Annotated in this window: 22 protein-coding genes; 3 read left to right on the top strand and 19 right to left on the bottom strand. The window is 72.6% G+C overall.

What is annotated here, in order from left to right; genetic code table 11:
- Positions 1-123: 123 nt before the first annotated feature.
- Positions 124-1,071 (bottom strand): hydrogen peroxide-inducible genes activator, encoded by a 948-nt coding sequence (locus tag IE225_RS17730; RefSeq protein ID WP_190058508.1) that lies wholly within the window; start codon positions 1,069-1,071, stop codon positions 124-126.
- Positions 1,072-1,204: 133 nt separating this feature from the next.
- On the opposite strand from IE225_RS17730, the gene IE225_RS17725 reads away from it, so the two are divergent.
- Complete coding sequence (locus tag IE225_RS17725; protein ID WP_190058507.1) at positions 1,205-1,759, top strand: peroxiredoxin; 555 nt, start codon at positions 1,205-1,207, stop codon at positions 1,757-1,759.
- A 3-nt stretch (positions 1,760-1,762) separates the two neighbouring features.
- Positions 1,763-2,296 carry an alkyl hydroperoxide reductase gene (locus IE225_RS17720; protein WP_190058506.1) on the top strand — a complete coding sequence of 178 codons (534 nt, stop codon included), beginning with the start codon at positions 1,763-1,765 and terminating at the stop codon, positions 2,294-2,296.
- A 79-nt stretch (positions 2,297-2,375) separates the two neighbouring features.
- Here the strand turns inward: IE225_RS17720 and IE225_RS17715 are convergent, their stop codons facing one another.
- The 7 genes from IE225_RS17715 to IE225_RS17685 all read right to left on the bottom strand — a co-directional run bounded on the left by IE225_RS17715 (position 2,376) and on the right by IE225_RS17685 (position 10,770).
- Entirely contained in the window at positions 2,376-3,677 is a 1,302-nt protein-coding gene (locus tag IE225_RS17715) for an AI-2E family transporter (RefSeq protein WP_190058505.1), read from the bottom strand.
- Between the two features lie 158 nt (positions 3,678-3,835).
- The gene (locus IE225_RS17710; RefSeq protein WP_190058504.1) at positions 3,836-4,552 is read right to left on the bottom strand and encodes an aggregation-promoting factor C-terminal-like domain-containing protein; all 717 of its coding nucleotides are present in this window, start codon (positions 4,550-4,552) and stop codon (positions 3,836-3,838) included.
- Positions 4,553-4,964: 412 nt separating this feature from the next.
- Positions 4,965-6,290 (bottom strand): RNA 5'-3' helicase PhoH2, encoded by a 1,326-nt coding sequence (phoH2, locus tag IE225_RS17705; RefSeq protein ID WP_190058503.1) that lies wholly within the window; start codon positions 6,288-6,290, stop codon positions 4,965-4,967.
- Positions 6,291-6,674: 384 nt separating this feature from the next.
- Complete coding sequence (locus IE225_RS17700) at positions 6,675-7,448, bottom strand: isoprenyl transferase (RefSeq protein WP_190058502.1); 774 nt, start codon at positions 7,446-7,448, stop codon at positions 6,675-6,677.
- 914 nt (positions 7,449-8,362) lie between these two features.
- Positions 8,363-9,238 (bottom strand): LLM class flavin-dependent oxidoreductase, encoded by an 876-nt coding sequence (locus tag IE225_RS17695; protein WP_190058501.1) that lies wholly within the window; start codon positions 9,236-9,238, stop codon positions 8,363-8,365.
- Positions 9,239-9,380: 142 nt separating this feature from the next.
- Positions 9,381-9,956, bottom strand: a complete 576-nt coding sequence (locus IE225_RS17690; RefSeq protein ID WP_190058500.1) for a dihydrofolate reductase family protein — start codon at positions 9,954-9,956, stop codon at positions 9,381-9,383.
- Between the two features lie 61 nt (positions 9,957-10,017).
- Positions 10,018-10,770 carry a prepilin peptidase gene (locus tag IE225_RS17685; protein ID WP_190058499.1) on the bottom strand — a complete coding sequence of 251 codons (753 nt, stop codon included), beginning with the start codon at positions 10,768-10,770 and terminating at the stop codon, positions 10,018-10,020.
- A gap of 290 nt (positions 10,771-11,060) precedes the next feature.
- On the opposite strand from IE225_RS17685, the gene IE225_RS17680 reads away from it, so the two are divergent.
- Complete coding sequence (locus tag IE225_RS17680; RefSeq protein ID WP_190058498.1) at positions 11,061-11,429, top strand: DUF192 domain-containing protein; 369 nt, start codon at positions 11,061-11,063, stop codon at positions 11,427-11,429.
- 77 nt (positions 11,430-11,506) lie between these two features.
- Here IE225_RS17680 and IE225_RS17675 read toward each other — a convergent pair whose 3' ends face one another.
- The 11 genes from IE225_RS17675 to IE225_RS33245 all read right to left on the bottom strand — a co-directional run bounded on the left by IE225_RS17675 (position 11,507) and on the right by IE225_RS33245 (position 20,330).
- Positions 11,507-12,139 (bottom strand): OmpA family protein, encoded by a 633-nt coding sequence (locus IE225_RS17675; protein ID WP_190058497.1) that lies wholly within the window; start codon positions 12,137-12,139, stop codon positions 11,507-11,509.
- Positions 12,140-12,146: 7 nt separating this feature from the next.
- Positions 12,147-12,731, bottom strand: coding sequence for a hypothetical protein (locus IE225_RS17670; protein WP_190058496.1), 585 nt, complete (start codon positions 12,729-12,731; stop codon positions 12,147-12,149).
- Positions 12,732-12,766: 35 nt separating this feature from the next.
- Positions 12,767-13,366 (bottom strand): pilus assembly protein TadG-related protein, encoded by a 600-nt coding sequence (locus tag IE225_RS17665; RefSeq protein ID WP_190058563.1) that lies wholly within the window; start codon positions 13,364-13,366, stop codon positions 12,767-12,769.
- Positions 13,363-13,560 (bottom strand): Flp family type IVb pilin, encoded by a 198-nt coding sequence (locus tag IE225_RS17660; RefSeq protein WP_190058495.1) that lies wholly within the window; start codon positions 13,558-13,560, stop codon positions 13,363-13,365. Before IE225_RS17660 ends, IE225_RS17665 begins: the two co-directional genes overlap by 4 nt.
- A 123-nt stretch (positions 13,561-13,683) precedes the next feature.
- Positions 13,684-14,523 carry a response regulator gene (locus IE225_RS17655; protein WP_229879645.1) on the bottom strand — a complete coding sequence of 280 codons (840 nt, stop codon included), beginning with the start codon at positions 14,521-14,523 and terminating at the stop codon, positions 13,684-13,686.
- 92 nt (positions 14,524-14,615) lie between these two features.
- On the bottom strand, positions 14,616-16,316 hold the full coding sequence (locus IE225_RS17650; protein ID WP_373303213.1) for a sensor histidine kinase: 1,701 nt from the start codon (positions 16,314-16,316) through the stop codon (positions 14,616-14,618).
- Positions 16,317-16,336: 20 nt separating this feature from the next.
- Positions 16,337-17,224, bottom strand: a complete 888-nt coding sequence (locus IE225_RS17645; protein ID WP_190058493.1) for a DUF5936 domain-containing protein — start codon at positions 17,222-17,224, stop codon at positions 16,337-16,339.
- Between the two features lie 21 nt (positions 17,225-17,245).
- The gene (locus tag IE225_RS17640; protein WP_190058561.1) at positions 17,246-18,190 is read right to left on the bottom strand and encodes a type II secretion system F family protein; all 945 of its coding nucleotides are present in this window, start codon (positions 18,188-18,190) and stop codon (positions 17,246-17,248) included.
- Positions 18,191-18,221: 31 nt separating this feature from the next.
- Complete coding sequence (locus IE225_RS17635; protein ID WP_190058492.1) at positions 18,222-19,559, bottom strand: TadA family conjugal transfer-associated ATPase; 1,338 nt, start codon at positions 19,557-19,559, stop codon at positions 18,222-18,224.
- Entirely contained in the window at positions 19,556-19,999 is a 444-nt protein-coding gene (locus IE225_RS17630) for a TadE/TadG family type IV pilus assembly protein (RefSeq protein WP_190058491.1), read from the bottom strand. Before IE225_RS17630 ends, IE225_RS17635 begins: the two co-directional genes overlap by 4 nt.
- 1 nt (position 20,000) lies before the next feature.
- Positions 20,001-20,330 carry a pilus assembly protein gene (locus tag IE225_RS33245; RefSeq protein WP_229879655.1) on the bottom strand — a complete coding sequence of 110 codons (330 nt, stop codon included), beginning with the start codon at positions 20,328-20,330 and terminating at the stop codon, positions 20,001-20,003.
- Positions 20,331-20,472 lie beyond the last annotated feature (142 nt).

Genomic DNA, 20,472 nt, shown 5'->3' with positions numbered 1-20,472 from the left:
CCGTGCGCGTGACCGGGCGCCTGCGGGCGGGGCCCGGCGGGGCGGCCCGCCGATCGCCGTCGGCCGCTCACCCGGCCGTCACCCCCGTCGGCCGCTCGCCCGGCCGTCACCCCCGTCGGCCGCTCACGCGCCCCCGTCCAGCACCCGTACCGGCAACGGCCGCAGTGCCTCCCGCAGGGCTGCGGCCAGTTGCCGGTACTCGGCCGCGCGGGCGGTGCCGGCGCGCATGGCGAGGGCGATACGGCGGCTGGGGGCCGGATCGGCGAAGTACCCGGTGAGCAGGCCGTCGTTGCGGGAGGTCTCCACCTTCAGCGCGGTGCGCGGCAGCAGCGTGCAGCCGAGCCCGCCCGCGACGAGCTGCACCAGCGTGGCCAGCCCGGCGGCGGTCGTGGTCACCGGCGCGTCCTCCCGGCCGGCCTCCCGGCAGATCTCCAGGGCCTGGTCGCGCAGGCAGTGCCCCTCGTCCAGCAGCAGCAGGTTGAGCTCCCGCAGCGCCTCCCGCGGGATGCCCGTGCGTCCGCCGAGCCGGTGGCCGAGCGGTGTGACGAGCACGAAGTCCTCGTCGAACAGGGGGAGTTCGACGACGCCCGGGGCGCCGAGCGGCACGGCGAGCAGCAGCAGGTCCAGCCGCCCGCCGGCCAGTCCCTCCAGCAGGTTGGCGGTCTGCTCCTCGTGCACCTGCAGGTCCAGGTCGGGGTACCGTTCGTGGACCAGCCGCAGCACGGTGGGCAGCAGATAGGGCGCCACCGTGGGGATCACGCCCAGGCGCAGCACGCCGGTGAACGGGGCCCGCAGCGCCTCGGCCTCCTCCAGCAGCGCGCCGGCCTCCTCCAGGACGGCCTTGGCGCGTACGGCGAGGCGTTCCCCGGCGGGCGAGAGCAGCACCTTGCGCGTCGTACGCTCCAGGAGGGTGACACCGAGTGTCTCCTCCAGCGCCGAGACGGCACTGGACAGGGCGGGCTGGCTCATGCCGAGCGCCGCGGCCGCGTCCCGGAAGTGCAGGTGCTCGGCGACGGCGGCGAAGGCCCTGAGCTGGGAGAGGCTGGGCAACCTGCGCTTTCCCGCGACCACTGATAGCTACCTCCGATCAACACGACCAAGTGTAGCTATTTCACGAATCAATGCACCCTGTGCCAACATCAACAACGTCCAACCCATGGGAAACGCTGACAAAATTGGCGTTTCTTCGCTGCAAGGAGAGCCTGTGCTCACTGTTGGTGACAAGTTCCCCGAGTTCGAACTGACCGCCTGCGTCTCGCTGGAGAAGGGCAAGGAGTTCGAGAAGATCAACCACAAGACCTACGAGGGCAAGTGGAAGGTGATCTTCGCATGGCCCAAGGACTTCACCTTCGTGTGCCCGACCGAGATCGCGGCCTTCGGCAAGCTGAACGACGAGTTCGCCGACCGTGACGCTCAGATCCTCGGCTTCTCCGGCGACTCCGAGTACGTCCACCACGCCTGGCGCAAGGACCACCCGGACCTGCGCGAGCTGCCGTTCCCGATGATGGCGGACTCCAAGCACGAGCTCATGCGGGCGCTGGGCATCGAGGACGAGGAGGGCTTCGCGCAGCGCGCCGTCTTCATCGTCGACCCGAACAACGAGATCCAGTTCACCATGGTGACCGCGGGCTCCGTCGGCCGTAACCCCAAGGAGGTGCTGCGGGTCCTGGACGCCCTGCAGACCGACGAGCTGTGCCCCTGCAACTGGAACAAGGGCGACGAGACCCTCGACCCGGTCAAGCTCCTGGCTGGTGAGTGAGTCGTGTCCCTGGACTCCCTCAAGTCCCGCATCCCGGACTACGCCAAGGACCTGAAGCTCAACCTGGGCTCGGTCATCGGCAACTCCGGCCTGCCGGCCCAGCAGCTGTGGGGCACGGTACTGGCGACCGCGATCGCCTCCCGCTCCCCCATCGTGCTGCGGGAGCTGGAGCCGGAGGCGAAGACGCACCTGTCGCCGGAGGCGTACACCGCGGCCAAGGCCGCGGCCGCCGTCATGGCGATGAACAACGTCTTCTACCGCACCCGCCACCTGCTGTCCGACCCGGAGTACGGCAACCTCCGCGCCGGTCTGCGGATGAACGTCATCGGCAACCCCGGCGTCGACAAGGTCGACTTCGAGCTGTGGTCCTTCGCCGTCTCCGCCGTCAACGGCTGCGGCATGTGCCTGGACTCCCACGAGCAGGTCCTGCGCAAGGCGGGCGTCGACCGGGAGGTCATCCAGGAAGCCTTCAAGATCGCCGCGGTCGTCCAGGCGGTCGCCACGACCCTGGACGCCGAGGCCGCGCTGACCGACTAGGAGCGGTCCGGCCCCCGCGCTCACGGGCCCCCGTCCACCGCACGGTGGACGGGGGCCCGTTCGTCTGCCCGGCCGCCCGCTACCGCGCCGGGTCCGGTGAGTCGGCCGGGGCTGACGACTCCGTACCGGCCGGGGGCGGCGGCGGGCGGCGGGGGACGGGCTGCTGGGAGTAGGCGCGCAGGTAGCCGACGACGGTGTTGGTGACCGCGACGAGCGGGACGGCGACGACGGCACCGCCGATGCCGGCCACCATGCCGCCGGCGGAGACGGCCAGGACGACGGCGAGGGGGTGGACGCGCACGGCGCGGCCGAGGATGAAGGGCTGCAGCACGTGGCCCTCGATCTGCTGCACGGCCAGGACCACGACCAGGGTCATCACGGCGGTGAAGACGCCCTGCGTGACCAGCGCGACGACGACGGCGAGGGCGCCGGAGACGACCGCGCCGACCAGCGGGACAAAGGCGAAGAGGAAGATGAACACCGCCAGCGGGACGGCCATCGGCACGTCCAGGAAGTAGATGCCGAGGCCGATGAAGATGGCGTCGATCAGGGCGACGAGCACCGTGCCGCGCACGTAGGCGGTGAGCGTGCGCCAGGCCCGCGGGCCGGCCCCGGCCACGCCCGGGCGGGCGGCGGCGGGGACCAGCTTCAGGCACCAGGCCCAGATCCGCTCGCCGTCGTAGAGCAGGAAGAGGGTGGAGAAGATCGTCAGGAGGATGCCGGTGAGCGCCTCCACGACGACGGTCACGCCCTCCAGGCCGGCCGAGGTGATCTGGTCGGTGTTGGCGCCGATCGCCTCGCGCAGGTTCTTGGCGATCCGGTTGATCTGCTTGTCGGTGACGTGGAAGGGGCTGTGCAGCAGCCACTTGCGCAGCTCGTCGATGCCGTCCTGGATCTGGTCGGAGAGGGTGTCGATGTTCTCCATGACCTGCCAGGTCACGAACCAGCCGATCAGGCCCATCACCACGAACCCGAGCACCGCGGTGAGCGCGGTCGCCGGGCCGCGCGGCACCCCGCTCCGCCGCAGCCGCGTCACCGTCGGCTGCAGCAGCGCCGTGATGAGCAGCGCGGTCACGAACGCCAGCACCACCAGCTGCACCGCGCTGATGACCCGCATGAGCACCCAGACGGTCCCGGCGAGGACCAGAATGCGCCAGCCGGCCTCGGCGGCCACCCGCACGCCCCAGGGCACCGCCTGCGCGGGATCCGGCCGGGCCGGCACAACGGTGACGTGGTCGGCGTGGAGGTGCTGTGCCTCACCGGGCGGCGGCTCGCCCTCGGCCGGTTCCTGTTCCACCTCGGCTCGGCGCTCCTCCAACCGCTCGCCCAAGTCGGTCAGTCCGGCGCCCAGCCGGCCGAGCCACCCCGGTACTCGCGACATCATCCGTCCTCTTGCCCCGTCTCTGCCCACCACTCCCCCGGAGTCGTCCGTCCGACCGTACACGGCGAAAGCCCCTCCCCCTAAGGACGGGGAAGGGGCTGCGCGGGGTTGAGAGCGGCCGCGAGGGCCGTTCTGCTCGGTAACGGCTCGGCAGCGGCTCAGTACCAGTGGTTGGCCTGCCAGAACGACCACGCCTCGCAGGGGCTGCCGTAGCGGCTGTTCATGTAGTTCAGGCCCCACTTGATCTGCGTGGCGGGGTTGGTGCGCCAGTCGGCGCCCGCGGTGGCCATCTTGGAGCCGGGCAGGGCCTGGAAGAGGCCGTAGGCTCCGGAGGAGGCGTTGACCGCCTGGTAGTTCCAGCTCGACTCGTGGTCCACGATGTTGCTGAAGCACTGGAACTGGCCCGCGGGGACCATCTGCTGCGCCATCGCCTGGATCTGGGCGACGGTGTAGGAGGTCTGAACGGGGAAGTCGGTGACGCTCCGGGCGGCGTCGCGGCTCGCGGCCTTCTTCGCCTCGGCGCGCTCCTTGGCCGCCTTGGCCGCCTGCTCGGCGGCCTCCTTCTTCTTGATCGCGGTCTCGGCGGCCGCCTTGCGGGCCGCCTCCTCGGCGGCCTTCTTGGCGGTCGCGTCAGCAGCGATGGCCTGCGCGTCGGCCTGCTGCGTCAGGGACGCGGTCTGCACCTGGGCCTGCTGGCCGGCAGGGATGTCCGCGAGGAGCGTCGTCGTCTCGTAGGCCGTAGCCTCGGCGTCGTTGCTCTGGGCGGTACTGCCCGAGGCAACGCCGACCACGCTTCCGACTGCGGTGACCGCGGTGGCGGAGGCCACTGCGAATCCCCGGACCGAAATCCGGCTCACACGGTTTCCTTCCAGCATCGCCCGCTTCGGTGACCCTGGCGGACGCGATCGTGCCCCTGGCACTGGCCTCCCCAACTACGGGGTCACGGGAGGCGCGGGCCCGGTGGGCAACTCCCCTCTTCGGGAGCGCCGCATGGTGCTCGGGCGGCATACGACGACGCTATGGAGTTGGCGGTGTTGCCACTGGGGCTCCGCACCGCTGGGGGCGCGGGTGTGTCGTATGCGGGGCCTGACAGGAACGAGACTTTGCCGTAACCCGACGCCCGATGGCAATTCCGAGTTGCGTGTGAAAGCTCACACCTTGTTTGACGGAGGGGATTTCACGGAACCGCCGTACACGACGGCGCCGCCCGGCTAGGCTCTCTGGCTTCGCCGGACGGCGCCCATCACCGCGTCGCCCCTGTGAAGTTGAACATCTCACCCGGACGGCTCAGAGCTGACCGTCCTCCAGCATTTCGGTCACCAGGGCCGCAATCTGGGACCTCTCGGACCGGGTGAGGGTGACGTGCGCGAAGAGCGGATGCCCCTTCAGCTTCTCCACGACGGCGACGACACCGTCGTAGCGCCCCACCCGCAGGTTGTCCCGCTGCGCCACGTCGTGGGTGAGAACGACCCGGGAGTTCGCCCCGATCCGGGACAGAACGGTCAGCAGAACGTTGCGTTCCAGCGACTGCGCCTCGTCCACGATCACGAAGGCGTCGTGCAGGGACCGGCCGCGGATGTGGGTGAGCGGCAGCACCTCCAGCATGCCGCGGGCGGTGACCTCCTCGATGACCTCGCGGCTGGTGACCGCGGACAGCGTGTCGAACACCGCCTGCGCCCAGGGGCTCATCTTCTCCGCCTCGGTGCCGGGCAGATAGCCGAGCTCCTGCCCGCCCACCGCGTACAGCGGGCGGAAGACCATCACCTTCTGGTGCTGACGGCGCTCCAGCACCGCCTCCAGGCCCGCGCACAGCGCCAGCGCCGACTTGCCGGTGCCGGCCCGGCCGCCCATCGACACGATCCCCACCTCCGGGTCGAGCAGCAGGTCGAGCGCGATGCGCTGCTCGGCGCTGCGGCCCTTGATACCGAAGGCCTCCCGGTCGCCGCGCACCAGCCGCACGTCGCCCTCGGGCGTGACCCGGCCCAGCGCGTGGCCGCGCTCGGACTGGATCGTCAGGCCGGTGTGCACGGGCAGGTCGGCCGCCTCGGGCACGTGCACCCGCCCGGCCTCGAACAGGATGTCGACCTGCTCCCCGGAGAGGGCGAGCTCCGCCATGCCGGTCCAGCCGGAGGCGTCCGTGATGGCGAGTTCGGCGCGATACTCCTCGGCCAGCAGGCCGACCGAGGACGCCTTGATCCGCAGCGGCAGGTCCTTCGACACGACCGTGACGTCGAAGCCCTCGGCCTGCAGGTTGCGGGCGACCGCGAGGATGCGCGAGTCGTTGTCCCCCTGCCGGTAGCCGGTGGGCAGCACGCTGGGGTCGGAGTGGTTGAGCTCGACCCGCAGGGTCCCGCCGAGGTCCCCGGTCGGGATGGGGGCGTCGAGGCGGCCGTAGCGCACCCGGAGGTCGTCCAGCAGGCGCAGGGCCTGCCGGGCGAAGTAGCCGAGTTCGGGATGGTGCCGCTTGGCCTCCAGCTCCGTGACCACGACGATCGGCAGCACGACCTCGTGCTCCTCGAAGCGGCTCACGGCGTTCGGGTCGGCCAGCAGGACGCTGGTGTCGAGAACATAGGTGCGCCGGTCTGGCTTGTGGCGCTTTGTGCTGGTCACCACGGAGAGACGTACCCCCTCTGAGGTCGGGGAGCGGCGAGAGGGAGGCCGGGGCCGGGACGGGCGGGAAGAATTCCGGCCGGTCGTCGGTCCCGCCGCACCGCGGGCCGAGAACCGGCCCTGCGCGTCTGGATCCGTGCCGTGACCGCACGGTCGGGCTGGTGCAACGGGCCTCCCGGGCGGACGGCGCGTGCCGCCCGCTGAGATCCGACACCCGTGGTTCGGGTGTCGACCTGTCTGCCTTATGCCCTCGAAATCGCGCCGCCATGCCAGACCGTACGGCGGCGCACCGGTGAACTCCGCGTAACGCCTGGTCGCAGGGGGTTGCGCCGACGCCTGGCCGCAGGGGCCGCGCCGGCGCCCGGTCGCGGCGGATGCCGCGGGGTGTCAGCCGCCGTAGCGCCGGTGGCGTGCGGCGTAGTCGCGCAGGGCGCGCAGGAAGTCGACCTTGCGGAAGGCCGGCCAGAAGACCTCGCAGAAGTAGTACTCCGAATGGGCGGTCTGCCACAGCATGAAACCGGACAGCCGCTGCTCGCCGCTGGTGCGGATGACGAGGTCGGGGTCGGGCTGGTCGCGGGTGTACATGTGCCGGCCGATCATGTCGATGTCGACCTGCTCGGCGAGCTCCTCCAGCGACACGCCCCGCTCGTGGGCGTCGAGGAGCATGGAGCGCACGGCGTCGGCGATCTCCTGGCGGCCGCCGTAGCCGATGGCCACGTTGACCAGTATCCCCTGGACGCCGGCGGTGGCCTCCTCGGCCTCCTTCAGGGCGCGCTGCATGCCGGCCGGGAGGATGTCGGGGGTGCCGACGTGATGGACGCGCCAGCGGCCGTCGGCGGCCAGGGAGCGCACGACGTCCTCGATGATGTCCAGGAGCGGGCCGAGCTCCTCCTGCGGACGGGAGAGGTTGTCGGTGGACAGCAGCCAGAGGGTGACGACCTCGACGTCGGTCTCGGCGCACCAGCCGAGGAACTCCTCGATCTTGTCGGCGCCGGCCCGGTGCCCGTCGGCGGTGCTGGAACCGGCGGCCTTCGCCCAGCGGCGGTTGCCGTCCATGATGACGCCGATGTGCTTGGGCACCTGAGCGTGGTCCAGGTGGCCTTCCACCCGGCGCGCGTACAGCCTGACCAGCAGGCTCCGCAGCTTGTCGCGCAGGATCACGTGATCGTCAGCCCCTCCGGTTGAGGATCGGACGGGCGCGGTCGGCCTCGCGTGCCCGTCGTACGGCGGCCGCGTCCGTGCGGCGGTCCCCGGAGGCGAAGCCTACCGCTGTCGGGCGGCCGGACCGCCAACGGGTGGTCAGGAGGCGGGCGGCGGCGGGGTGATGGCGGGGGGCACGGGGCCGGGGAGGGCGGCGGGGGCGAGGAGGCCGGGCGGCCGGGGCCTCGCAAGTCGGGCGACCAGAGCCTTGCGGGCCGGGTGGCCGGGGCCCCGCAGGCCGGGCGACGAGGGGCCGCCCCATGGGGGGCGCATCCGGCGCACCGGGCGGCGCACAAGAAAACGGGCCGGTCCGTGGGGGGGAGACGGACCGGCCCGAGGGGGGGCTTCCACCATAACCCTTCGTGAGTGATGCTGCGTGCATCAGCGCACCACAATTACTCTCCGAAGTCGCCCGGCGACGCCCCGCTGAGCGCGGAAGGCGCCATTCCGGGTGGGATCGGGCGCCGACGGCGACAGAATCGCAGGAAAAACAGACCGGATACGAAGGAATCCTGGGGATACGACGGCTTTGGCCAATGTTGCGACACAGCCGACGAGTTGTCCGCGCATCCCCTGGACGGGTGAACCCGGTCGCGAACACTCGCTTGCCCTCCGGACAGGTGCGCGGCGGACGCGCCCGCCCGGGCCGCACCCCCGCGAGCAGGGCAAGCGGCGGCGCGTGACCTCCTGCCCCGTGTGGCGACCCCCACGTTGCTTTGCTCACGCGAATTACATTGGTCTGGACGTGTGGCGCCGGGGCACCCGGAGGCGAGCCGTCCGGAACGCCGCGCACATAACAATGTGGAAACCCGAGCCCGCCGGGGCCCCGTCCCGCCTCTCTTCCGGCCCCGTCCGGTCCCCGTTCCGCCCTTGTCCTACGGCACCCGGGGCCGCACCTCCTGCGCCACGAAACGCACGAAGCTCTCGGGGTCGGGCTCGTCGCCGGTGGGCTGCAGGACGACCGTGTCGGCGCCGGCCTCCGCGAGGCGCCGGACGGCCTCGGCGACGGTGTCCGCGTCCCCGGCGGCACCCAGGCCCGGCACCTGGCCGGTGCCCTCCGCGGCGAGCTCGGCACGCAGCCGCTCGGCGGCGTCCGGGCCGGTGGCGGCGAGGAGGTAGACCACGACGTGGTGCGGCACGCCGGTACGGCCGGACGCGCGGCGTCCCTCGTCGACGAGCCGGCGGGCCTGCCGGACGCCGTCGGGAGGCGTGGCCGAGGTGAGGATCGTGCCGTCGGCCGCCTCGCCGGACAGCCGCAGCGTGCGCGGGCCGGTCGCCCCGGCGAACACCGGGGCGGGGCCGGGCGGCGGCCAGTCGAGCGCGACGTCGTCGAGCCGCACGTAGCGTCCCTTCGTGGTCACCCGTTCCCCGGCCAGCAGGGCGCGCAGGGCGGTGAGGTGCTCGCGCAGCAGCGTCAGCGGCGACTCGGCCCGCGCGCCGACCTGCGCCATCCAGTCCTGCACCCCGTGCCCGACGCCGAGGACGGCCCGCCCCGGGAACATGCGGTGCAGACTGGCCGCCTCCATCGCGGTGAGCGCGACGTTGCGCAGCGGCACCGGCAGCAGGCCCACCCCGACCCGTACCCGCTCGGTCCAGGCGAGGGCGGCCGCGGCCGTCGCGATGCCGCCCTCCCGGAAGCAGTCCTCCCACAGCCACAGCTCCTCCAGCCCGCTGTCGTCGGCGAGCCGGGCGAGCGATCGCAGCCGTTCGGGGGGCAGTTGGGGGCGAAACACCGCGCCGAGTGCAGTCATGCGTCCCTTCCTACCCGCCCTGCCCGCGGCGCACCCGCGCGACAACGACATGACGGGACGGCTTCACGGAGCGGCATGACGGGGCGGTTTCACGCGGTGGCGTGGCGGGACGGTTTCACGCAGCGGTCTGACGGGGGCTGTTTCACGGTGCGTGCTCGCGTTCGTGCCGCAGCAGCACGACCCCGTTGCCGAACGTGCGGGACTCGACGAGCCGCAGCGGCACCGGCGCGCCGTCCGGCGGGAAGAGCGGTGTGCCGCGGCCGACGAGAACGGGATGGACGTAGGTGCGGAACTCGTCGACGAGCCCGTGCCGCAGGAAGCTCGCGGCGAGGTTCGCGCCGCCGAGCACCAGGTCCCCGCCGGGCTGCTCCCGCAGTGCCCGCACCTCCTCGGGGACGACCTCCCGCACGACGGTGGTGTGCCACCCCGCCGCGCCCTCCGGCAGGGTGCGCGAGTACACGACCTTGGGCTTCTCCCGCCAGATCCCCGCGAACTCGGCCACGGGCGCGCTCGCCTCCGGGTCCGCGTCGGCCGTGGGCCAGTAACCGGCCATCAGCTCGTACGTCACCCGCCCGCTGAGGAAGGCGCCGGCCCGCCGGAGCGTGTCGTTGAAGTGCCGGTGCAGCGCGTCGTCGACGCGGTGCCAGGTGATGTCCCGGCCCTCTCCCTCGAAGCGTCCATCGAGGGAGACCGACATCATCAGCACGATCCTGCGCACGACCGCCTCGCCTCCTGCCGCCTCGTCGCTTCCTGTCCCGGCACGGTACGCCGAGCCCGCCTCATCCGGCGGCGAACGCGCCCAGCACCACCCCGGTGAAGGCACCCCCGAGCATGAACGGCCCCAGCGGAAGGGCCGACTTGCGGTCCGCGCGGCGCAGGGCGAGCAGCGCCAAGCCGTACAGCGCGCCGTAGAGCAGGCCGGCGAAGGCGCCCGTGACCAGGACCGGCCAGCCGTACCAGCCGAGGGCCGTGCCCAGGGCGAGGGCGAGCTTGACGTCGCCGAGGCCCATCCCGGCCGGGTTGATCAGGAACAGCACCAGGTAGCCGGCCCCCAGCGCGAGCCCGCCCAGCAGCGCCGTCGGCCAGGACCCCGCCGCCGCCGGCAGCAGGGCCGCGGCACCGAGCAGCGCGGCCGTCGCGGCGGCCGACGGCAGGGTCAGCACATCGGGCAGGCGGTGCACCCGCAGGTCCACGAGCGCCAGCAGGACGCCGACGGGTGCGAGCAGCAGCCACACGGCGGCCTCCGGGCGGCGGCCGGTGGCGGCGGCCAGGGCCGCGCACACGAGCGCCGTCACGGCCACCACCCGGGCGGTGCCCGGCCCGTACGTCCCGCACCGGGCGCCGTCCCCGTCCCCCGCGCACCGTGCCGGCCCCACCCAGCCGCCGAGCGCACCGGTCAGCCGGTGCCCGCCGGGGCACCGGCCCCGCCAGGGCCGCCCGGCCTCCACCGACAGCCGGTGGGCGGCCCGCGGCAGCAGCACCCCGGCACCCGCGCCCCACAGGGCGGCCACGACAATCAGCAGTACGCGCACGCCGGGACCCTAATCCTGGTGGCCCAGGTGATCCTGATGGTCCAGTAATCCTGGTGTTCCTGGTGATCCCAGCAGTCCGGGCGATCCCAGCTGTCCGAGCGATCCGGGTAGTCCGAGCGATCCGGGTAGTCCGAGCGATCCGGGTAGTCCGAGCGATCCGGGTAGTTCCGGTAATTCCGGTCCGCCGTACGGGACATGGGTCCGGGAACCCGTGCGGGACGCGTCCGGCGGCGGATACGGTCGGCCGGCGGGGACGACCACACGGCGGACGGGAAGGCGGGCCGAGGACCATGGGACGCTGGCAGGACACGCGGGGCACGCTCCTCGTCCACGCCGACGACGGCCGCCCCCCGACCCCCGTCCCCCTGGAGATCGCCACCTCGTACCGCGCCCGCACCAGGGGCCTGCTCGGCCGGGACTTCCTCGACGGCGCCCTGCTCCTCTCCCCCGCCAACAGCATCCACACCTTCCGCATGCGCTTCCCCATCGACGTGGCCTACCTCGACCGCGCCCTGCAGGTCGTCGCCGTCCGCACCATGCCCCCCAACCGCCTGGGCCTGCCCCGCCTGCGCGCCCGGCACGTCCTGGAGGCGCGGGCGGGCGCGATGGCGGAGTGGGGGGTGCGGGCGGGGGCCCGGGTGTCGGTGGAGGCCGGATAGCCGGCCCGCCGGCGCCATCCGACCCGCCCGCGCGGCCGGCGTCGCCCTCGTCTCCCGCACCGCCTTCGTCACCCGCGTCAGCCCTGTGTCCGCGGGAAGGAGACCTCCACCCGGCGGTTCTTGCGGCGGCCCTCCTCCGTGGCGTTCGAGGCGATGGGGTACTGCTCGCCGTAGCCGCGGACCTCGTAGGTGATGTCCGGGTCGTTCACCTGCTGGTCCAGCAGGTCGTGCACGACGTTGGCGCGCCGGCGGGACAGGACGTCGCCGTGGGCCGACGAGCCCAGGTTGTCGGTGAAGCCGAAGACCCGTACGTGGGTCGCGTTCTGCTTCTTGATCTCCTCGGCGATCCTCGCGATCCGCGCCTTGGCCCGGTCGCCGAGTTTCGAACTGTCCTTGTCGAACAGCACCTCCGCCTGGAGCGCGAACGTCACGTCCGCGTTCGTGTCCTCCCGGCGTTCCTCCCCGCCCTGGTCCTCCACGACCGACTTGATGTCCAGCACCTTCGGCTCCGCGAGGGTCGCTCCCTCGGGCAGCTTCAGATCGGGGTCGTTGGGATCGACGTCGACGGGCGCGGAGGCGGAGGCCTCGGTGCCCGGAGGAACGCTGGGGGCGTCGTCGGCGCGAGCGAGGGTGGGGGTGGCGCACAGGAGGGTGGTGGTGAGGAGGAAGGCGGTGGTGAGGGTCAGGGTGCGGGGGCGGGTGCGGGTCATGAGGGCCTCACCCGGAGATCTTGAGGGTGGCGCTGGAGAACGTCGGCAGTTCGAAGGTGACTTCGGTCGTGTCGGGAGGCGGTGCGGGGAACTGCATGAAGACGGGAATGGAAGCCCCTGCCTTGATCCTCGGCAGGTTGGTCGTCGTCAGTGGACGCCCGTCGGTGTCCCGCAGCACGTAGTAGCGCTTCTTTCCCGCAGAGTCCACGAAGGTGGCCCCGCCGAGCGATGAACCGTGCCTGATGATCTCGGTCTCGTCACCCGCCGTACGGACGGAAACCCTGACCGACTGGTCGCCGTCGTTCTTCAGCTCACCGTTCACCGTGACGAAGCCACCGGAATCCCTGGTGGCAGAGGTGATCCTGAGCATCAACCCGTCCTCGCCCCTGAGTTCGGCCAGAGACTCGTCCGAGCCTTCCTGCGTGCTGGGAGCGGATCCGTCGGACCGGGAAGCGGAGGCCGACGCCTCCTGCTTCTTGTCGTCACCGCCGCCACCCCCATCGCCGCAGCCGGCCACGCCGAGGGCCAGCCCGGTCGCCACGGTCAACGCGACCAACCCCCTGCGGGCCTTCGCAGTGAACCGAATGCTCATCGTTCTGCTTCCTTCGTCACTCGTCGTTCGCTTCGTCAGTCGGCCAGATGGACATCGAAGAGGTCCTCGGGCCTCGGCAGGTCGGTGAGGTGGTGCGGGTCGAGATCCCAGTCCCCGTCCCGGCACGTCAGCCGTGGTAGAACGTCGTCTCCGGCGTCCTCGGACGGTGGCTTGAACGTGCAGAGCGACTCGATCACGGCGGTGGCGGATGCCGTGGAGTGCTTGTTCTCCGTGCCGGGAACGATCGAGTCCCCCACGGACTGCCTGGTCCGGACGTCGACCGTGTAGCCGAGCAGCCCCTCAGGAGTGCAGGCGGTGAGGTCGGCGTCGTTCCGGTCGGCGAGTTGACGAGCACGCGCACAGGGATCGTCGGTCAATTGCAGCTTGCCGTCGAAGATGTCCTGCCACTTGGTGGGGTCGAGGACCTCCTCCACCCATTTGCCCGCCAGTTGGTCCCGGGTGTCCTGGGCCGCCGCGAGCGCCGCCGCGTCGGCCGCCGTCTGCGCGCCGTTCCGGTTTGCGGCTGCCTGACCGACCGCCAGATAGGCGAACGCGAGAAAGAGCAGGCCCGCCACCACCGTGATGTAGATGGGGAAGGCCTGCCCTGCGTCACCGTGCTGGCGGATCCGCCTCAGCCGCCGGTGACCTTGTCGATCTGGTTCACGATGGCGTCGTAGATCGACTGACCGATGTCCGTCCCGGTGATCGCCAGCACAATCGCCACCACCACCGCGATGATCCCCAGGTACTCCACCGCGGTCTGCCCCCGGTCGTCGCGGGCGGCCCGGGCCTTGAGGTGCGCGATCGCTGTGTTGACCCAGTAGTTCATGGTGTGCTCCTCCGTTGTCGCCGTCGGTGGGCGCACCGTACGGCGCGCCCGGCCGCCTTCCGGAGGGTCCAGGGGCCCAATCCCGGGCCCAAAGCGGCGGTCGGCCGCCGCGCGTCGTCGGTGTCACCGGGGGTCACCCGCCCGTTCGGAACCGGGGGCCGTGCCCAGCCACTTGGCGGCGGCCTCGGCGCGGCTGGTGCTGTGGAGCTTGGCGAAGATGCGGTTGATGTGGTTCTTGACCGTCTTCTCGCTGATGAAGCAGGCGGCGGCGATCTGCTGGTTGGTCATGCCGGACGCGATGAGGTCCATGATCTCCGCCTCCCTGGCGCTCAGACGGAACCGGGAACGGTCGACTGCGGTCGGACGGCGGTCCGCCGACCGTCCAGACGTCAACTGTCCCACGGCCGGTTGCAGTTGCGAAAGCGGTTTTGCGGAAATTGGCGGCTGGGCGGGAATTGGCGGACTTTCGCCGTATGCAGTTGCACTGCCCAGACCGTCCGGCAGGGGTGGGCCGGCCGGTTCGCGCCTTAACTGGGCGCGTACGGCGCCGGCCGCCGTGGCGGTGAAGTGGGCGAGACCGGCCCCGGTGTCGCGGACGGCGGTGAGGAGCTGGTCGGCGGTGAACTCGCCGTGGACGAGGTAGCCGGCGGCTCCCCGGCGCAGGGCTTCCTGGACGATCTCGGCCTCGCCGCTGTAGGTGAGCATCAGGACGGGCGCGACGCGCACGAGGCGGGGCAGGGCGGAGAGGCCGTCCATGCCGGGCATGCGGACGTCCAGCAGGACGACGTCGGGGCGGTGGGTCTCGGCCGCCGCGCAGGCCGTGTGGCCGTCGGCGGCCTCGGCGACGACCGTGATGTCCGCGCGGGCGGTGAGCAGGGCCGTCAGCCCGGCGCGGACCACGGGGTTGTCGTCGGCCACCAGCACGCGCAGCGGCACGGACGGCGGGGTGTTCTCGTGGGGCATCGGCGGCGGCCTCCTCTCGTCCTCGTCGGGTGGGGTGTCGCAGGAGCGGGAACGCGGGTGGTGCCGTATCGGACACGGGTGGGCTGCCGGGCTCATGTCAGTGCCGCCAGCGGGAGTTCGAGGCGGACCTCGGTGCCGCGGGGGTGGTCGCCGCGGCCGATGCGCAGGCGGGCGCCGACCGCGGCGGCGCGTTCCGCCATGCCGACGAGCCCGAAGTGCCCGGTGCGGCGCAGGTCGTCGAGGCTGGTGCCGGGTGGCAGGCCGCGGCCGTCGTCGTAGACGCTGACGCACAGCAGGTCACCGTGGACGCCGGCGCGCACGTCGACACGGCTGGCGGCCGCGTGGCGGTGGGCGTTCTCCATGGCCTCCCCGGCGATGGTGAGGATCTGGCGGGCCACGGCCGGCGGAACCGGCGGCACGGTCCCCCCGCCGGTCGGGCGGCAGGTGGCGGGCAGGCCGGTGCGGGCGGTGAAGTCCCTGGCACGGGCGGCGAGTTCGGCCAGGACGTCGGTGCCGTGCCCGGGGTCGGTCTCGCGCCGCAGGTCGGCGAGCAGCTCGCGGGCCTCTGCGGCGGCGCGGCGCGCGGAGCGGGCCACCAGGCCGGCCTGCCGCCGCAGCAGGGCGGGGTCGGGCCGGTCGGCGCCGGCGGAGGCGGCCAGGCCGTCGGCGGCCAGGGCGATGCCATGCAGGGTCTTGGCGACGGAGTCGTGCATCTCCCGGGCCAGGCGGGCGCGTTCGGCGGCCACCGCCTCGGTGACCGCCAGCCGTGCCCGGACCTCCGTCAGGGTCCGGGTGGCTTCGCCGAAGCGCAGCAGCAGGTTGCGCAGGGTGACGCCGGCGGCGCCCGCGATGACGCACAGGCCGGGGAAGAGCGCGCACTGGGCGGGGTCGGCGGACAGGTCCCGGGTGGCGGCGTAGACGGCGAGCAGGATCAGCGACTGCAGGGAGGCGAACACGCCGGCGCCGCGCCAGCCGTAGACCAGTCCCGCCAGCAGCGGGGTGCACACGCTGACGTAGGCGAGGGTGCTGTCGGGGCCGGCCGCGGCGAGCAGCAGCGCGCCGAAGAGCGTGTCCAGCGCCAGCAGGGTGGGGTGGCGCAGGAGGAGGGGGCCGAAGCGCTCCCAGTCGCGCACGAGGACGTAGGAGCCCATGAAGGTGACGACGACCGCGGCGCCGACCAGGCGGACCGCCAGGCCCGGGGAGGCGTTGAGGAGGGCGGCCGGGGCGGCCAGGGCGATCATCGCGAGGCGGAAGCCGAAGACGTACCGGCACATCGCCTGCAGGGCGCTGACCTGCAGTTTTTCTGGAGCGGAGGCGGAATCGGCGGCGGGTTCGGAAGCAAGGGTGTGCGTGAGGACGGAGTCGGGTCCAGGTCCGGGCGCGGGTTCGGGTGCGGTGGCGGATGCGGTGGCGTCCGCGGTCGGGGACGGCGCGTGCGGGGGGTGCGGGAGCCGTTCGTCCTCGGGGAGGGCCGCATCGGGGCGGGCCGCATCGGGAAGGGCCGCCGGGGAAAGGATCGCCGGGGAAAGGACCGCCTCAAAGAGGGTTGCCTCGGGAAGGGCCGCATCGGAGCGGCCCCGGGTCGCCCGCACGACCGCAGGGCCCGCCTGCGCCGGCACCCCCGGCAGCCGTACCTGCCCCTGGCGCTCCCCCTGCGCCCGCCCCTGGCGCTCCCCCTGCGTCTGCCCCTGACGCTCTCCTTGCGCCTGCCCTTGCCACTCCCCCGGCGCCCGCTCCTGTGCGTGCCGCCGCAGCCCCCGGGCCAGTCCCCGGCGTTTCCTCGTCGCGATCATGTCCGTCCTCGCCCCCGTCCTCACTTGCCGGTGATCGAGCCGAAGTCCACGCCGGAGCCGAGCAGGAGGCCGGTGGCGAGGAGGATCATCGTGGCCGGGACCATGAACGTGGTGATCATCAGCGTGGCCTTGGGCACCGCGCGGGCGGCCTTGCGGCGGGCGTTCTGGGCGTCGGTGCGGCGCATGTCCTTGGCGAGGGCGACCAGCGTGTCGACGATGGGCGCGCCGAGTTCCTCGCCCTGCTGGAGTGCCGTGACGAACATGGCGACCTGCTCGGAGTCGTTGCGCCGGCGCAGTTCGGCGAAGGCCTGGCGGCGGCTCATGCCGAGGTCCATCTGGCGCAGGGTGATGCGGATCTCGTCGGCCCAGGGGCCCTCGTAGCGGGAGGCGACCCGGTCCAGGGCCTGGCGGAAGCCGAGGCCGGCGCCGACCACGACCGCGAGGACGTCCAGGAAGTCGGGCAGGGTGCGCTCGATGACGTCCTTGCGGTGCCGCATCGCGGCCCAGATGCCGACCTCCGTCCAGAACGCGCCGAAGGCGAACAGCAGGAGGGCGACGAGGAACTGGCCCCGCAGCAGGAAGACGATGCCGCCCACGGCGCCGAGGAAGCCGTAGACCGCCCGCCGGGCCGCGTACCGGTCGATGGTCAGGCCGCCCGGGTTGCCCGCGAGGTCGATCCTGCGGCGGTACTTGGCGACCAGCCGGGGGCCCATGAGGCGCAGGACGGCGGGCGCGTACCGCATGCCGAGGCGGTCGACGAGGGAGTCCACCGCGCCGGTGCGGGTGGCGCCGACCTCCAGGGCCAGGGCGAGGTCGGCGGGGAGCCTGGCGTCCGCGCGGTGCATGCGGATGCCGGTGAAGACGCCCCACACGCTCAGGCCCATGAGCAGTGCGAGCAGCAGTGCCATGACTCCTCCCTCCCTGGGTGGTCAGACGTCGATGCGGGACAGGCGGCGGATGAGGACGAACCCGACGGCGTACAGCGCGAACGCGACGACCACCGCGGCCTGCCCGAGGGGGGAGCCGGTCATGCGGTCCAGGGCGCCGTCCTTGACTCCGTTCATCAGGAACAGGGAGCCGATGCCGAGGACGGGCACGGCGTAGGAGGTCATGTTGACCTGGGAGAGCTGGGTGCGGATCTCGCGCCGGGTCTCCTTGCGTTCCTCCAGGGTCTCGGTGAGGTTGCGCAGGGCGCTGACGACCTGGCCGCCGGCCCGGTGGGAGAGCACCAGGGTGGTGACGAGGACGACGAGTTCGCGCGAGGGCAGGCGGTCGGCGAGTTCGCCGAGGGCGTCGTCCATGCTCGCGCCGAGCGCCAACTGGTGGGCGACCTGGGCGAGTTCCTCACCGGCGGGGGCCTCCAGCTCTTCCGCGGCCATGCCGATGGCGGTGCGCAGGGCGAGGCCGGCGTGGGTGGCGTTGGCGAGGATGCGGGCGAGTTCGGGGAGTTGGTTGATGAACCTCTCGATGCGTTTCTGCCGTTGCCAGGTGAGGAACTGCACGGCCGCCCAGACGCCGAGGAGCCCGGCGATCGGCCCGAAGAACGGCGCCAGGGCCGCCTGCCCGACCAGCCACAGGCCCGCCACGGCGACGAGCAGGGCGGCGGTGAACTCGCCCGGGGTGACGTCCAGTCCCGTCGCGGCCAGCCGCAGCTCCAGCCGGCGGCCGAGCCGGGTGCGGCGCAGACGGCGGTCGAGGGCGCGGAACCGGCGTCGGCGGCCGCCGGGCGGAAGCTGGGGGGTGGCCGAGAGGCGGTCGATGAGCGCCGCCCGCTGGGCCCGGCCCCGGCCGTAGGCGTGCACGCCGGCGACGGCCAGGACGCAGGCCAGCAGGGTGGCGCCGGTGGTGAGGGTGACGAGGGTCTGCAGATCCATACCGGACTCCGTGGCGAGCTCCATGCGGCACCTACCTGGCCTCTCGGAGGGCGAGTTGGTCCGCGGACAGGGCGACGCCGAACGCCTGCGGGACGGACTGGCCCGCCAGGAACAGCCGGTCGGCGGCCCGGCGGGGCAGCGGGAAGTACGTGAAGTGGCCGTGCACGCGGCCGTCCGGGGTCATCGGCCGGGCGGCGAAGCGGGCCACGGTGGCCAGCCGGTACGGCTCGCTGCCGTGGCTGTCGAGCAGGGCGATCTCGGTGACGCGGCGGGCGCCGTCGGCGAACCGGGCGAGCTGGACGATGACGTCGACGGCGCTGTTGATCTGGTCGTGCAGCGCCTCGAAGGGCACCTCGACGTCGGACATGGACGCCAGCGTCTTCAGGCGCATCAGCGCGTCCTCGGCGCTGTTGGCGTGCACGGTGGCCAGCGAGCCGTCGTGGCCGGTGGACATCGCCTGCAGCATGTCGAGGGACTCGCCGCCGCGCACCTCGCCGACGACGATGCGGTCGGGCCGCATGCGCAGGGAGTTGCGCACCAGGTCGCGGATGGTGACCCGGCCCTTGCCCTCGACGTTGGGCGGCCGGGACTCCAGGCGTACGACGTGGGACTGCTGGAGCTGGAGTTCGGCGCTGTCCTCGATGGTGATGATGCGCTCGCCGTCGGGGATCAGCCCGGACAGGGCGTTGAGCAGGGTCGTCTTCCCGGTGCCGGTGGCGCCGGAGACGATGATGTTGAACTTCGCCTGCACCAGGGCGGCGAGCAGGTACAGCATGGGCTCGTCGAGCGAGCCGAGGCCGATCAGCTCGTGCAGGGTGAAGGAGCGCGGGAAGCGGCGGATGGTGAGTGTGGCGCCGGTCAGGGACAGCGGCGGGATGATGACGTTGACGCGCTCCCCGGAGGGCAGGCGGGCGTCGACCATCGGGTTCGACTCGTCCACGCGGCGGTTGACGGTCGACACGATCCGCTCGATGGTCTGCATGAGCTGGTCGTGGGAGGCGAAGCGCAGCGGCAGTTGCTCGACCCGGCCGCCGCGCTCGACGAAGATCGCGTCCGGCCCGTTCACCATGATCTCGGTGATCGACGCGTCCTCCAGCAGCGGCTCCAGGATGCCCAGGCCGAGCGCCTCGTCGACGACCCGGCGGATGAGCTGGGCGCGCTCCACCGTCGACAGGACCGGGCCCTCGCGGCTGATGATGTGCCCGAGCACCCGCTCCAGGCGGGCCCGCCGCTCGGCGGCGGCCAGCGAGCTCATCTCGGCGAGGTCGATCTCCTCCAGCAGCTTGGCCCGGTAGGAGGCGACCAGGTGGCCGTCCCCGCCGCGGCCGCCGTTCTCCTCCGGGGCGTGGACGCGTGCCCGCAGGCTCATGAGTCTCCTTCCTCCGCGGCCGGTTCTTCTTCCGTAGCCGTTCCTTCCTCCGCGGCCGAGTCGAGCGGCATGGTGGCGGTCCGGCGGGCGGTGCCGAGGCCGTTCCAGCCGGGCACGACGGACGGGATGGTGACGGTGGCGGTCACGGTGACCTCGTCGGCGCCGTACGCCGGCGAGCAGTCGGTGCGGTCGGCGATCCAGGCGCTGACCGCCGCGCGGCAGCCCTGTCCGGCGTCGTGGTCGAGGGAGGCGCTGCGGGCGCCGGCGCGGGCGGCGGTGCCGGCCTGCTGGGCGGCGTAGGCGACCAGGCCGAGCTGCACGGCGGCGAGGGCGACGATGAGGAGCACCGGGAGGAACCCGAGGTATTCGAGGGCGACTTGTCCGCGGTCACGGCCACGGCAGTGTCCGGGGCGGTGGGGGCTGTGGGGGTGGTGGGGCATGTCAGTCCTTCACCTCCTCGACGGCGCCGGCGTGGCCGTGGACGGTGAAGGGGAAGGCGACGGAGCCGGGGAAGAGGACGGGGACGCGCAGGGCGACGGAGGCGGTCACGTAGCCGCCGCCGGTCGCGCAGGTCACGGTGGCGATGCCGCGCCACGCGCCGGGCAGGTCCTTCTCTCCGGCCTCCTCGCAGGCGCCCTGGCGGGCGCCGGGATCGGCGGCCGTTCCCGCGCGCGCCGCCTCGTCCGCGGCGTTCCCGGCGAGCGTGAAGGTGTACCCCACGAGGACGAACTGCCACAGCAGCACCAGCGTGAGCAGGATGAGCGGGGTCATGCCGAGGAACTCGACGGTGACCTGGCCGCGGTCGCCGCGGGCGTCGCGATCGTCACGGACGCCGTGGAGGCCGCGGAGGTCGCGGGCGTCGCGATCGTCACGGACGCCGCGGAGGCCGCAGAGGCCGCGCAGGTCGCGCAGG

Origin of the sequence: Streptomyces echinoruber, assembly GCF_014651135.1 — a bacterium.
Classification (GTDB): Bacteria; Actinomycetota; Actinomycetes; order Streptomycetales; family Streptomycetaceae; genus Streptomyces; species Streptomyces echinoruber.
This window is presented reverse-complemented; position numbering and strand designations above follow the sequence as displayed.

Excerpts from the sequence above, each read along its gene's own strand:
- IE225_RS17715 (WP_190058505.1), bottom strand. The coding sequence starts at position 3,677 with ATGTCGCGAGTACCGGGGTGGCTCGGCCGGCTGGGCGCCGGACTGACC.
- IE225_RS17710 (WP_190058504.1), bottom strand. The coding sequence starts at position 4,552 with ATGCTGGAAGGAAACCGTGTGAGCCGGATTTCGGTCCGGGGATTCGCA.
- IE225_RS17695 (WP_190058501.1), bottom strand. The coding sequence starts at position 9,238 with ATGACTGCACTCGGCGCGGTGTTTCGCCCCCAACTGCCCCCCGAACGG.
- IE225_RS17680 (WP_190058498.1), top strand. The coding sequence starts at position 11,061 with ATGGGACGCTGGCAGGACACGCGGGGCACGCTCCTCGTCCACGCCGAC.
- IE225_RS17675 (WP_190058497.1), bottom strand. The coding sequence starts at position 12,139 with ATGACCCGCACCCGCCCCCGCACCCTGACCCTCACCACCGCCTTCCTC.
- IE225_RS17670 (WP_190058496.1), bottom strand. The coding sequence starts at position 12,731 with ATGAGCATTCGGTTCACTGCGAAGGCCCGCAGGGGGTTGGTCGCGTTG.
- IE225_RS17660 (WP_190058495.1), bottom strand. The coding sequence starts at position 13,560 with ATGAACTACTGGGTCAACACAGCGATCGCGCACCTCAAGGCCCGGGCC.
- IE225_RS17655 (WP_229879645.1), bottom strand. The coding sequence starts at position 14,523 with ATGCCCCACGAGAACACCCCGCCGTCCGTGCCGCTGCGCGTGCTGGTG.
- IE225_RS17650 (WP_373303213.1), bottom strand. The coding sequence starts at position 16,316 with ATGATCGCGACGAGGAAACGCCGGGGACTGGCCCGGGGGCTGCGGCGG.
- IE225_RS17645 (WP_190058493.1), bottom strand. The coding sequence starts at position 17,224 with ATGGCACTGCTGCTCGCACTGCTCATGGGCCTGAGCGTGTGGGGCGTC.
- IE225_RS17640 (WP_190058561.1), bottom strand. The coding sequence starts at position 18,190 with ATGGATCTGCAGACCCTCGTCACCCTCACCACCGGCGCCACCCTGCTG.
- IE225_RS17635 (WP_190058492.1), bottom strand. The coding sequence starts at position 19,559 with ATGAGCCTGCGGGCACGCGTCCACGCCCCGGAGGAGAACGGCGGCCGC.
- IE225_RS17630 (WP_190058491.1), bottom strand. The coding sequence starts at position 19,999 with ATGCCCCACCACCCCCACAGCCCCCACCGCCCCGGACACTGCCGTGGC.
- IE225_RS33245 (WP_229879655.1), bottom strand. The coding sequence starts at position 20,330 with ATGACCCCGCTCATCCTGCTCACGCTGGTGCTGCTGTGGCAGTTCGTC.